11 protein-coding genes and 1 rRNA gene are annotated in these 11,981 nt (G+C 75.3%); 1 reads left to right on the top strand and 11 read right to left on the bottom strand.

What is annotated here, in order from left to right:
* From ABTW87_RS28825 to ABTW87_RS28790, 8 genes are all read right to left on the bottom strand, one after another.
* Positions 1 to 867, bottom strand: a complete 867-nt coding sequence (locus ABTW87_RS28825; RefSeq protein ID WP_350654423.1) for a hypothetical protein — start codon at positions 865 to 867, stop codon at positions 1 to 3.
* Positions 868 to 916: 49 nt separating this feature from the next.
* A complete protein-coding gene (locus ABTW87_RS28820; protein WP_350654422.1) occupies positions 917 to 1,858 on the bottom strand; it encodes a copper transporter in 942 nt (313 codons plus the stop codon).
* A 30-nt stretch (positions 1,859 to 1,888) separates the two neighbouring features.
* Complete coding sequence (steA, locus tag ABTW87_RS28815; protein WP_350654420.1) at positions 1,889 to 3,067, bottom strand: putative cytokinetic ring protein SteA; 1,179 nt, start codon at positions 3,065 to 3,067, stop codon at positions 1,889 to 1,891.
* 120 nt (positions 3,068 to 3,187) lie between these two features.
* On the bottom strand, positions 3,188 to 4,945 hold the full coding sequence (gene recN / locus ABTW87_RS28810; protein ID WP_350654418.1) for a DNA repair protein RecN: 1,758 nt from the start codon (positions 4,943 to 4,945) through the stop codon (positions 3,188 to 3,190).
* Positions 4,946 to 5,016: 71 nt separating this feature from the next.
* Complete coding sequence (locus ABTW87_RS28805; RefSeq protein ID WP_350654416.1) at positions 5,017 to 5,901, bottom strand: NAD kinase; 885 nt, start codon at positions 5,899 to 5,901, stop codon at positions 5,017 to 5,019.
* Positions 5,902 to 5,962: 61 nt separating this feature from the next.
* Positions 5,963 to 6,820: a TlyA family RNA methyltransferase gene (locus tag ABTW87_RS28800; protein ID WP_350654414.1), complete on the bottom strand. Its 858-nt coding sequence runs from the start codon at positions 6,818 to 6,820 to the stop codon at positions 5,963 to 5,965.
* Positions 6,821 to 6,838: 18 nt separating this feature from the next.
* Positions 6,839 to 7,141, bottom strand: a complete 303-nt coding sequence (locus ABTW87_RS28795; RefSeq protein ID WP_350654412.1) for a hypothetical protein — start codon at positions 7,139 to 7,141, stop codon at positions 6,839 to 6,841.
* 28 nt (positions 7,142 to 7,169) lie between these two features.
* Positions 7,170 to 7,883, bottom strand: coding sequence for a phasin family protein (locus ABTW87_RS28790; protein ID WP_350654410.1), 714 nt, complete (start codon positions 7,881 to 7,883; stop codon positions 7,170 to 7,172).
* A 111-nt stretch (positions 7,884 to 7,994) separates the two neighbouring features.
* Between ABTW87_RS28790 and ABTW87_RS28785 the strand changes: the two genes are divergently transcribed.
* Complete coding sequence (locus ABTW87_RS28785) at positions 7,995 to 8,333, top strand: SCP2 sterol-binding domain-containing protein (protein WP_350654466.1); 339 nt, start codon at positions 7,995 to 7,997, stop codon at positions 8,331 to 8,333.
* Between the two features lie 7 nt (positions 8,334 to 8,340).
* Here the strand turns inward: ABTW87_RS28785 and ABTW87_RS28780 are convergent, their stop codons facing one another.
* The 3 genes from ABTW87_RS28780 to rrf all read right to left on the bottom strand — a co-directional run.
* On the bottom strand, positions 8,341 to 9,357 hold the full coding sequence (locus ABTW87_RS28780) for an HAD-IIA family hydrolase (protein ID WP_350654408.1): 1,017 nt from the start codon (positions 9,355 to 9,357) through the stop codon (positions 8,341 to 8,343).
* A complete protein-coding gene (locus ABTW87_RS28775) occupies positions 9,354 to 10,292 on the bottom strand; it encodes a tetratricopeptide repeat protein (protein ID WP_350654464.1) in 939 nt (312 codons plus the stop codon). Before ABTW87_RS28775 ends, ABTW87_RS28780 begins: the two co-directional genes overlap by 4 nt.
* Before the next feature lie 1,596 nt (positions 10,293 to 11,888).
* Positions 11,889 to 11,981, bottom strand: a 5S ribosomal RNA gene (gene rrf / locus ABTW87_RS28770); the annotation flags it as partial.

The following is an 11,981-nucleotide window of genomic DNA, read 5'->3' as shown; positions in this document are numbered from 1 at the left end:
TCAGTCGGCGCGGCGGCCCAGCGCGTCCAGCTCGCGCAGCCCGGGGGTCTGCTGGATGACCTGGGTGAAGCTCACCTTCTCGCTGGCGGCGGTGAGCCCGGCGAGCACGGCGAGCAGGCCGGCCCGGCCGGCAGGGCCGGTACGCGCGGCGAGCGTGACGCCCAGCAGCGCACCGAGCGCGTTGGCGCCGCTGTCGCCGAGCATCACGTCCTCACCGAGGTCGGCGGGGAGCAGCCCGGCGGCGGCGCCGACCGTGCCGGCGGCGATCCCGCCGTGCGGACCGCGCAGCAGCGGGGCACCGAGCAGCAGCCCGGACTTCAGCGCCCGGCCGGGCCGCAGGTCGAGCAGGTTGGCCAGGTTGGCGGTGCCGGCGATCACGCCGGCCCCGAGCAGCACGTCGAGGCCGCGCCCGAACGCGCCCTGCCGCTGCCGGCGCGGGTGCCGGGCGACCGCCGGATCGGCGGCGAGCAGCGCGGCGGCACCCAGCCCCGCCGCGCCCACCCCGACGATCTTGACCAGACCGGCGGTGACCCGCCCCTCGCGCAGCGCGGCGAGGTGCCCGGCGAACCCCTTGGCGGCCTTCTGCTCCGGCCGCGCCCCTACCACGTCGTCGTAGAGACCCACCGCGCCGGCGCCCAGCCCCGCGACCAGGGCCGCTCCGCCCGCCGCACCACCGGGAGCGCCGAAGGCACCGCAGGCGGCGGCACCGGCGGCGAGCGCCGGACCGGCCGCGAGGGTCACCGTCCGGCCGCGGAAGTTGGTGCGCTCCAGCGCCGGGCCGCCCGGTGACGTACGCACCTCGCGCAGCGCGTACCGGGCAACGGCCGCGCCGGCGCCGGCGACGAGGATCCGACCGAGCAGGCTCACGCGATCTCCTCTCGGTCAACGGGACCGGACACCGGGGTGGATGCTTCGCTCACTGGGGCAGTCTAGGCAGCAGCCCCGAGGCGCTGTCGCCCACGCCGTAGTGTCCGGCCTTCTTCTCGGCGAGCTGCTGCACCAGGGCGAGCGAGGTGACCAGCTGGCCCTGGACGGTGTTCGCGTTGTCGACCGTCGAGATCGACCCGGCCAGCACCGCGTCGCCGCGGACGAGGGCCACCAGGTTCCCGCCGTCCGAGCCGTTGCCGGCGACCACGACGCCGCCGGTCCGGTCGAACTGCTCGGCGACCTTGACCACCGACTCGTCCTTCTTGGCCGAGTCCTTGTCCACGTACGGCTGGCCGCTGACGATCACCACCGCCTCAGCCGGCCCGGTGACCCGCTCGGCCGTGGTCAGGTAGTTCGCGTTCGTGTACGCGGCGAGCACCGCGCGCCGGTCGGCCTCGCTGACCGCCGCCGTCCCCGGCGACCGGTCGAGCAGCACGCTGGCCAGCAGGGCGCTGGAGGTCTCCACACCGTGCCCGTTTCCGGGCAGGTTGGCCGTCGACGCGCTGGTCGGACGCGCCGCGGTGACCGCGAGCTCAAGCAGCTCGTTGTTGTTGTCCGGGTTGATGAACTTGTCCTGCAGGTCGATGCGACCGACCACGTCCGCCCCGGCCAGCTGGAGCATCTTGATCGCGCCCTCGGTGTGGTCGCGTCCGGTGGGAAGGCTGAGCACCAGCACCCGCTTGCCGGAGAGCTTGCCCGGCAGGACGACGCCGGCGATCTCGGCCACGAACTCCTCTTCGCGGGCGAGTTCCTCCTCCATGTTGTTGACCGTCTGGCGCATCTGCTGGTTGGCCTTGCTCAGCGCGTTGACGTTCTCCTTCAGGGAGTCGGCCACCGGACCGTTGAGCGCGGCGGTGCCGACCACCAGGCCGATCGCCAGCGCCAGGAAGACCGCGGTCAGGGACACCACGTGGTACCGGAAGTTGATCACACCTGCAGCCTCTTGTCGGGTGGAACGGCGTCAGAAGAGCCGTTCCAGCTGGAACACAAAATTGTTCCACCACTCGGAGACCACGCCCAGGTACGCCTTCCCGACGGTGGAGACCGCCACGGCCGAGGCCATCGCGGCGATCGCGGAGAGCACCAGCAGCAGCAGCGAGGACCCGGAGATGCTCTGCCGGTACAGCCGGCTGACGCCCTTGGCGTCGACCAGCTTGCCGCCGACCTTCAACCGGGTGAGGAACGTCGACGCCATGCCGCCGCGTCCCTTGTCCAGGAACTCCACGAGCGTGGCGTGCGTGCCGACGGCGACCAGCAGCGAGGCCCCCTTCTCGTCGGCCAGCAGCATCGCCAGGTCCTCGCTCGTGGCGGCCGCGGGGAAGGTGACCGCCGGGACGCCCAGGCCGTTGACGCGCGCCAGCCCCGGCGCCCGCCCGTCCGGGTAGGCGTGCACGACCACCTCGGCGCCGCAGCGCAGCACGTCGTCGGTCACCGAGTCCATGTCGCCGATGATCATGTCGGGGGTGTAGCCGGCCTCGACCAGCGCGTCCGCGCCGCCGTCCACACCGATGAGCACCGGCTTGAACTCCCGGATGTAGGGGCGCAGCACGTCCAGGTCGGCCTTGTAGTCGTAGCCGCGCACCACGATCAGGCAGTGCCGCCCCTGGATCTCGGTGCGGATGTCCGGCACGCCGACACCGTCGAGCAGCAGGTCCCGTTCCTGCTTCAGGTAGTCCATGGTGTTGGCGGCGAACGCCTCCAGCTGGACCGACAGGCCCTCCCGGGCGTCGGCCATCGCCTTCGCCACGGTCTCGGTGTCCTGCAGGGCGCCGTGGGCGACCGGATCGTCGCCGACGTAGACCGTGTTGCCCTCGATCCGGACGGTGTCCCCCTCGCGGATCTGCTCGAAGACGCTCTCCCCGAGGTCGTCCAGGAGCGGGATGCCGGCCTCGATCAACACCTCCGGGCCGAGGTTGGGGTAGCGGCCGGAGACCGACGGCTTGGCGTTGAGGACCGCGGCGACACCGACAGCGACGAGCGAGTCGGCCGCGACCCGGTCCAGATCGACGTGGTCGATGACCGCGATGTCGCCCGGGCGGAGCCGCCCGACCAGGCGTTTGGTCCGGCGGTCAAGGCGCGCGGTGCCGGCGATCCGGCCCGGCTCAGCGGGTCGGGTCCGGCGCAACGTGGGTAGACGCATCGTGACCATCCTGGCATGTGAGGCAGGCATCTCCGGCGCGACATGCCTGAGCAGGGCCGCCTGTCCAGGGAAGCACACTACGGCGCGAGCCGGTGTGCCTGTGGTCACAATCGGCCCGCGCTACCCCCGCCGCTCCCGTGCCGCCACGGCCAGCAGCTCCTCGGCGTGGGCGATACCCAGATCCGAATCCGGCAAACCCGCGAGCATCCGGGCGAGCTCCCGGGCGCGCTCGGTGTCCTCCACCACACGGACCCCGCTGGTGGTGACCGCGCCGCCGGTGTCCTTCGCCACCACCAGGTGCCGGTCGGCGAACGCGGCGACCTGCGGCAGGTGGGTGACCACCAGCACCTGGTGGCTGCGCGCCAGGCGGGCCAGCCGACGGCCGATCTCGACCGCGGCCCGACCGCCGACCCCCGCGTCCACCTCGTCGAAGACCAGTGTGGGCGGGCCGCCGGAGCCCGCGAAGACCACCTCGATCGCGAGCATCACCCGGGACAGCTCGCCACCTGAGGCGCCCCGCTGCAACGGCAGCGCCGGCGCCCCCGGGTGGGCCAGCAGGCGCAACTCCACCTCGTCGCCGCCGTCCGGGCCGACGCCGACCTCGACGCCGTTGACCGGCAGCCGCGGATCCGTCTTCCCGGCCGGGCGGGGCAGCACCGCCACCTCGACGCGGGCGTGCGGCATCGCCAGCCCGGCCAGCTCCTCGGTGACCTTCGCGGCGAACCGGGTCGCCGCCTCCTGCCGCGACGCCGACACCCGGCCCGCCAGGTCGGCCACCTCGCCGGCCAGCCGGGACGCCTCCCGGTCCAACTCGTCGAGCAGTTCGTCGGAGGTATCCAGATCGGACAGCCTCGCCCGGGCCCGCTCGGCCCAGGCGATCACGCCGTCGACGTCGTCGGCGTACTTGCGGGTCAGCGCACGCAGCGCGGCCCGGCGCTCGTAGAGCACCTGCAGCCGCGCGGGGTCCGCGTCCAGACCCGCCAGGTACGCGGACAGCTCGGCGGAGACGTCCGCCACAAGCGTCGCCGCCTCCTCCAGGCGGGCCGCCAGCTCGCCGAGGGCCGGGTCGGTGCCGGCCTGCGCCTCAAGGGTGCGCCGGGCGGTGCCCAGCAGCGTGGTCGCGTCCGGTGTGTCATCGGCGGCCTCCACGCCACCGGCCACGCACTGCTGGGCGAGCTGGGCCGCCGTGCGCAGCCCCTCGGCGTGCTCCAGCCGCTGCGCCTCCGCCTTGAGCTCGTCGTCCTCCCCCGGCTGCGGATCGACCCGGGTGATCTCGTCCAGGCCGAGGCGCAGCAGGTCGGCCTCCTGATTGCGCTCGCGCGCGTTGCGGCGCCGGTCGGCCAGGTCGTCCACCACCGACCGCCACCGCGTGTACGCCTCGCGCAGCGCGTCGAGCAGCTTCTCGTGCTGCGGGCCGGCGAACCGGTCGAGCGCGGCCCGCTGCTCGGCCGGACGCAGCAGCCGCAACTGGTCGGACTGGCCGTGCACGGCCAGCACCTGCTCGCCCACCTCGGCCAGCATCGACACCGGCATGCCACGGCCGCCGAGGTGGGCCCGGGAGCGGCCCTCCACCGTGACGGTGCGGCTCAGCAGCACGGAGCCGTCCTCGTCCGGCTCGCCGCCGGCGTCGGTGATCCGGGCCTGCACGGTGTCGGCCACCTTGCCGGCCAGCCGTAACCGGCCCTCGACCACCGCCCGACCGGGCTCGGCGCGGACCCGCCCGGCGTCGGCCCGCCCGCCGAAGAGCAGGCCCAGACCGGTCACCACCATCGTCTTGCCCGCGCCGGTCTCGCCGGTGATGACGTTCATGCCGCCGGTCAACGGCAGCGTCGTGTCCTCGATGACGCCCAGCCCGGTGATGCGCAGCTCTTCCAGCACAGCACCCGACAGTAGACGCGAGGCCCGACACTTGACCAGCCGGCGACCCCGGACCGCCGGCCGACCTCGGCTCAGCGGCGGTTGCCCCGCCAGCCCTGCACCGGCAGGTCGAACTTCGCCACCAGCCGGTCGGTGAACGGCCGCGCCCGCAGCCGCACGATCCGCACCGGCAGCCCGCCGCGCCGCACCGTCACCCGCGCCCCTGGCGGCAGGTCGTACACCCGTCGGCCGTCGCAGCAGAGCACCGCCAGACTGGTGAACGGGTCGACCGTGATGGCGAACGTGGACGTGGGCGCGGTCACCAGCGGGCGGCTGAACAGCGCGTGCGCGCTGATCGGCACCAGCAGCAGCGCCTCCACCTCCGGCCACACCACCGGGCCACCGCCGGAGAACGCGTACGCCGTCGAGCCGGTCGGGGTGGCGCAGACGACGCCGTCGCAGCCGTACCGGGACAGCGGCCGCCCGTCGACGTCGACGAGGAGTTCGAGCATCTGGGCCCGCTCGCCCTTCTCGACGCTTATCTCGTTGAGCGCCCAGGACTCGATCGTCGGGCCACCGTCGAACTCGGCGGTCACGTCCAGCGTGAGGCGTTCGTCCACGGTGTAGTTACGGCCCACGACGTCCCGGACGGCGGTGTCCAGGTCATCGATCTCGGCCTCGGCCAGAAAGCCGACCTTGCCCAGGTTGATGCCGAGCAGCGGCACCTTCGCCGGCCGGGCCAGCTCGGCGGCACGCAGGAACGTACCGTCCCCACCGAGCGCGAAGACGATCTCCGCTCCTTCGGCGGCCTCCGGGCCGGTCACCGGAACCACCCCGGGCAGGTCGAGGTCGTCGGCCTCCTCCGCGACCACCCGCACGACGAAACCGGCCGCGATCAGGTCGGCGGCCACCGTTCGCGCGTGCTCGGTGCTGCGCCGGCGCCCGGTGTGCGTCACCAGCAGCGCGGTGCGGCTCACCGCGCCCGCCGCCCGGTCGCGCCGTCGGCGGAGCCGCGCCCCGCCCGGATCACCAGCTTGCTCAACCGGCCACCTCCTCCGTCGCCGCGTCCGGCAGGCCGCCCGACGCCGGACCGGACGGCCCGGCGGTCACCACGGCGCGCACCCGCTCCGGATCGGCCGCCGGCGCGTCCCGGCGTAACCATACGAAGAACTCGACGTTGCCGCTGGGCCCGGGCAGGGGGCTGGCGCACACGTCGGCGAGACCGAGATTGAGCTGGGCCGCCGCCGCGGCCACGTCCAGCACCGCCTCGGCCCGCAGCGCCGGGTCGCGCACCACGCCACCGGCACCGACGCGCTCCCGGCCCACCTCGAACTGCGGCTTGACCATCAGCGCCAGGTCGCCGTCCGGGCGGGTGCAGGCCGCAAGCGCGGGCAGCACGAGCCGCAGCGAGATGAACGACAGGTCGGCGACGGTGAGGTCGACCGGCCCACCGACCGCCTCCGGCGTGAGCGTACGGACGTTTGTGCGCTCGAACACGCGCACCCGCTCGTCGGTGCGCAGCGGCCAGGCGAGCTGCCCGTAGCCGACGTCGACGGCGAGCACCTCGGCCGCGCCGGCGCGCAGCAGCACGTCGGTGAAGCCGCCGGTGGAGGCACCCGCGTCCAGGCAGCGCCGCCCGGCGACGGTCAGCCCGCCGGGGCCGAACGCGGCGAGCGCGCCGGCCAGCTTGTGACCGCCCCGGGAGACGTACTCCGCGGTGGGGTCCTCGCCGGTGACAAGCAGCGGATCGGCGGGATCGACAAGCGCGGCCGGCTTGCGGGCCGGGACCCCGCGCAGCAGGACGCGACCGGCCTCGACCAGCGCCGCGGCCTGCTCGCGGGAGCGGGCCAGGCCGCGCCGGACCAGCTCGGCGTCCAACCGGGTACGACGTGCCATGCGCGCTTCTCCGGCTCCTCAGGACTGATCGATGCTGGCGAGGGTCTCCCGCAGCGTCTCGTAGGCCGCCTCGTACTGAGCGATCTGGTCGGCGGGCGGCAGTCCCGCTGCGTTGATCATCGCCTGCACGGCGGCGTCGACGGCCGGGTGTCGCGCTTCCCCGTCGCCGTCGACCGGCACGGCGGGCGGCCCGGGCCGGAAGCCGGCCGGCGAGCCGGGTCGCGGGCCCGGTTGCGGTCCACCGGGCCGCCCGGCCGGCGCATCCGGCGGCGGGCCGGGGCGGGCACTCGGCGGCGGGCCGGGGCGGGCCGGGCCGGTCACGACCGGCTCCCGGCGCGACGGGCGGCGGTCACGCCGGCCCGCCCGGCTGCTGCTTACGCGGCGCCTTCTTCGCCGGCGCGGGCGGCTCCCCCGCCGGCGCCACGTCCGTCGGGCGGCGCACGGCCACGGCCTTCTTCGCCACGGCCTTCTTGGCCGCCTTACTCGCCGCGGTCTCCCCGCTCGCGGCGTCCTCGGCGGCCGCGGTCCCGGCCACGGCCTTCTTGACCGCCTTCTTCGCGATCGCCTTCTTGGCCACCGCCTTCTTCGCCGGGGCGGCATGGTCCGGCCCGGCGGCGCTGGTGGGCGTGGCGGCCGCCGGCTCCGCCGCGCCCGGGGTGGCCCGGGCACCGGCGGTGCCCGGCGCGACCGGGCCCGGCCCGCCGACGGCGGCCCCCGTCCCGGTGGCGGTGGAGACCGGAGCGCCTTCGGCGGCCGGGGCGGTGCGGGCCTCCCGGAGCTGCCGCTCCAGCTCGTGCACGCGACGGGTCAGCTCGGCCACCTCGTCGGCGGTGGCGAGACCGACGGCGCCGAGCGCCCGGTCGACCTCGAACCGCACGAGCTTGGTCAGCGCCTCCCGGTTGGCGGCGCTGGTGGACATCAGCTCCTCGGCGAGCGACTGCAGCTGAGCGGCCGTCGCGCCGCCGGTGCCGACCAGCCGGCGGACCGCCTCCTGGGCCTTCTTCCGGGGCGCCTCGGTCAGGCCCATGGCCAGCTCGAGGTAGGCGCGCCACGCGTCCTGCATGCCAGAGTCCTTCCGCGAGGGGGGGTGTGCGTCCTCACGCTACCGGGCCCGGCGGGAGCCGCCGTGCGGTACGGTCCCGGGGAGTGGCGTGGCGAGCTGTCTGGAGGCGATGTGGCCAGCGTTGACGAGTGCCGGCAGGCGTTGCACGATCTCGCCGCGCGGCTGGACCGCAACGCCGAGACGGTGCGCGAGCGCATCGACCTGGACCGCACACTGGCCTGCCGGATCACCGACCTGGGCGCGGCGTTCCACGGCCGGCTCACCGACGGCCGGCTGGTGGAGCTCGCCGACGGCGACGACCCGAAGGCCAAGATCGCGATGAGCACCACAAGCGACGACCTGCTCGCGCTCGTCCGGGGCGAGCTGGACGTCACCCGCGCGGTGGCGTCGCGGCGGGTCGCCATCAAGGCCAACCCGTTCGACCTGATGAAGCTCCGCAAGCTGCTCTGAGGCGGGCTCAGCCGGCGAGCAGGCCGAACGCGGCGAGCGTCCGCTCCGCCTCGGCGGAGGCCGCGTGCACCGGCCGCGGTCCCGCCGACCACGCCGCCGCGCAGAGCGCCGCCAGCGCGTCCAACGCGCGTCCCGCACCGGACAGCTCCAGCCGCCCGTCAACCACATTCGCGGACCAACCGCCGGCCTCCGCCGGGCCCGGCACCCGCACCACGGCCGCCGGGTCGAAGAGGCCCGCCAGGTCCGCCGACACGTACGTGGGCCGGCGCTCGGGACCGGCCGCCAACAGCTCGGCGACGTCGCTGACACCGGTCAGCACCAGCAGGCTGTCCAGCCCGGCCCGCACCGCGCCCTCGATGTCCGTGTCCAGCCGGTCGCCGACGACGAGCGTACGACCCGTGCCGGCGCGACGGGCGGCGGTCGCGAACAGCTCCGGCGCCGGCTTGCCGACGACCACGTCCGGTTCCCGCTGCAGAGCCGTCCGCAGGGCGGCCACCAACGCACCGTTGCCGGGCAGCGGGCCACGCCCGCTGGGCAGCGTACGGTCGGTGTTGGTGGCGATCCAGGCGGCTCCACCGCGGACGGCCACGGCCGCCTCGGCGAGGTCGGCCCAGCCCACCTGGGGCCCGTACCCCTGAACCACCGCCGCCGGCCCCTCCTCGGCCCGGGCGACCGGAGTGAGGCCGGCGGCCCGGATCTCGGCGCGCAGCGCCTCCGCGCCGACGACCAGGACCGGCGTGCCGGCCGGATACCGGCCGCGCAGCAGTTCGGCGGCCGCCGCCGCGGAGGTCAGGACCTCCTCCGCACGCGCGGCGACGCCCATGCCGGTGAGCAGGTCGGCGACCTCGCTCGACCGGCGGGAGGCGTTGTTTGTGGCGTACGCGACCGCCCGCCCCTCGGCGTGCAGCCGGCCGACCGCCTCGACCGCGCCGGGAATCGGCCGGTCGATCAGGTAGATCACCCCGTCCAGGTCGAAGACGACCAGGGCGTACCCGTCGACCAGCCGCGTTCCGCCGGTGGTCATCGCCGGTCGGTGCCCGGCTCGCCGGCGTCCTCTGCCTCGTCGAGGTCGTCAGCGAGGCGCCGTGCCTCGGCGTCGGTCAGCTCCTCCTCGGCCAGGTCGTCCGCCAGTTCACCGGCGTCGGCGTCGGGCTGCGAGCCTGCCGCCGGCGCCGCGACGTCGGCGCCGCTGGCGTCGAGGCCGCTGGCGTCGGTGTCGCTGTCGTCGGCGTCCCGCGCGGTGGGCTCGGCGTCCCCGGAGCCGGCGAGGTCGGCGTCCGGGTGGACCGGGACGGCACCGGGCGAGCCCGGGCCTGGGGTGAGGTCCTCGGCCTCGTCCTCCTCGTCGCCCTCGATCACCACGCCGTCCAACTCCAGCAGCCGCTCCGCCGCGTCGGTCTCGCCCTCGGTGTCGACCTCCGCCGCACGGGAGAACCACTCGCGGGCCTCCTCGCGCCGGCCCACCGCGAGCAACGCGTCGGCGTAGGCGTACCGCAGCCGCGCCGTCCAGGGCTCGGCCACGTCGCTGGTCAGCTCGGGCACCTGGAGCATCGCCACCGCGGCGTCCTTCTGACCGAGATCACCACGCGCGCCGGCGGCGACGATCAGCAGCTCGACGGCGACGGCCTGGTCCAGCTTCGACCGGTCCGCGCCGCGGAACAGGTCGATCGCCCGCTCCGGGCGGCCGAGCGCCCGCTCGCAGTCCGCGAGCACGGCCAGGTGGCTCTGCAGGCCGCTCATCCGGTGGTACGTCCGCAGCTCGGCCACCGCCGTCTGCCACTCGCCCGCGTGGTACGCGGCCAAGCCGACCGCCTCGCGTACGGCGGCGATGCGCGAGGCCAGCCGGCGGGCTGCGAGGGCGTGCGCCAGCGCCTCGGCCGGGTCCTCGTCGATCAGCTGGCCGGTGGCGACCAGATGCCGGGCGACCTTCTCGGCGACCGGCTTGGCCAGGGAGAGCAGTTCGGCGCGGACGTCCTTGTCCAGGTCGGTCGGGACGATCTCGTCGGGCAGCTCCGGCGCCGCCGGGCCCTCGGACTCAACCCGCCGTTCGTCGCGACGGTCGTCCCGGAAGCCACCGTCGCGGCGGTCGCCGTCCCGGCGCTCGCCACGGAAGTCCCGGCGCTCACCGCCCCGGAAGTCCCCGCGGTCACGGGACCCGCTCTCACGGCGGTCGCCGCCCCGGAAGCCGCCACGGTCGCCGAAGCCGCCCGCGCGGCGGTCACCGCCCCGGAAACCGCCCTCGCGATCCCCCCGGTAGCCGCCCTCGCGGTCACTCCGGAAACCGCCCTCGCGGCGCTCCCCACCGCCACGGTCGTCGCGACGGAAGCCCTCGCGACGGTCACCGCCACGGACGCCGCCCTCACGACGATCGCCGCCGCTGAAGCCCTCACGCTGACGGAAGCCGCCTTCGCGACGGTCGCCACCGGGACGGTCGTCCCGCCGGAAACCACCCTCACGGCGCTCACCGCCGCGGTCACCACGGAAACCGCCCTCGCGGTCGCCACGGAAGCCGCCGCCCTCACGGCGATCGCCGCCGCTGAAGCCCTCACGCTGACGGAAGCCGCCTTCGCGACGGTCGCCACCGGGACGGTCGTCCCGCCGGAAGCCACCCTCACGGCGGTCACCGCCGGCGCGGTCGTCCCGCCGGAAACCGCCCTCACGGCGGTCACCGCCGGCGCGGTCGTCCCGCCGGAAACCGCCCTCACGTCGGTCACCGCCGGCGCGGTCGTCCCGCCGGAAACCGCCCTCACGTCGGTCACCGCCCCGGTCACCACGGAAACCGCCCTCGCGGTCGCCACGGAAGCCGCCGCCCTCACGGCGATCGCCACCGCGGAACCCCTCACGGTCCCGGAAACCGCCCTCACGCCGGTCACCACCGGGCCGGTCGTCCCGCCGGAAGCCACCCTCACGACGGTCACCACCGGCGCGGTCGTCCCGTCGGAAACCGCCCTCACGACGGTCGCCGCCGGGCCGGTCGTCCCGTCGGAAACCGCCCTCACGACGGTCGCCGCCGGGCCGGTCGTCCCGCCGGAAGCCACCCTCGCGACGGTCACCACCGCGGAAGCCCTCACGGTCGCGGAAGCCGCCCTCACGGCGGTCGCCGCCGCGGAAGCCACCCTCGCGGCGGTCGCCGCCGGCGCGGTCGTCGCGGCGGAAACCGCCCTCCCGGGAGCCGGACCGGTAGCCCTCCTCGCGCCGGAAGCCGCGGTCGGTGCCGCGGAAGCCCTCCCGGTCAGCACCGCGCGAGCCGCCCTCACGGCGGTCACCGCCCCGGTGAACCTCACGGTCACCGCGGAAGCCGCCCTCACGGCGGTCGCCGGCGCGGAAGCCACCACGACGATCGTCACTGCGCTCGCCGCCCCGGTCATCCCGGTACGACGGACGGTCCCCACGCCGCGGCGCGCCGTCCTGGCCGGCCGGGCGGTCTTCGTAACGACGGGGACGGTCGCCGCCGTGCGGTCCTGCACTCACAGGTTCATCCTTCCTGATTGCGCCACCTGGGGCGCTACGCAGTCGAGGGCCGACCCGGATGGGGCGGCCCTCGACTGGAAGATTGTCCGGCGGTGTCCTACTCTCCCACACCCTCCCGGGTGCAGTACCATCGGCGCTGGAGGGCTTAGCTTCCGGGTTCGGAATGTTACCGGGCGT

The sequence above is a fragment of the Micromonospora sp. NPDC126480 genome (genome assembly GCF_040302465.1).
Lineage (GTDB): Bacteria > Actinomycetota > Actinomycetes > Mycobacteriales > Micromonosporaceae > Micromonospora.
This window is presented reverse-complemented; position numbering and strand designations above follow the sequence as displayed.

Bases quoted from the DNA above. Each gene is read 5' to 3' on its own strand.
- steA (WP_350654420.1), bottom strand. From the start codon at position 3,067: ATGCGTCTACCCACGTTGCGCCGGACCCGACCCGCTGAGCCGGGCCGG.
- ABTW87_RS28800 (WP_350654414.1), bottom strand. From the start codon at position 6,820: ATGGCACGTCGTACCCGGTTGGACGCCGAGCTGGTCCGGCGCGGCCTG.
- ABTW87_RS28790 (WP_350654410.1), bottom strand. From the start codon at position 7,883: ATGCAGGACGCGTGGCGCGCCTACCTCGAGCTGGCCATGGGCCTGACC.
- ABTW87_RS28780 (WP_350654408.1), bottom strand. From the start codon at position 9,357: ATGACCACCGGCGGAACGCGGCTGGTCGACGGGTACGCCCTGGTCGTC.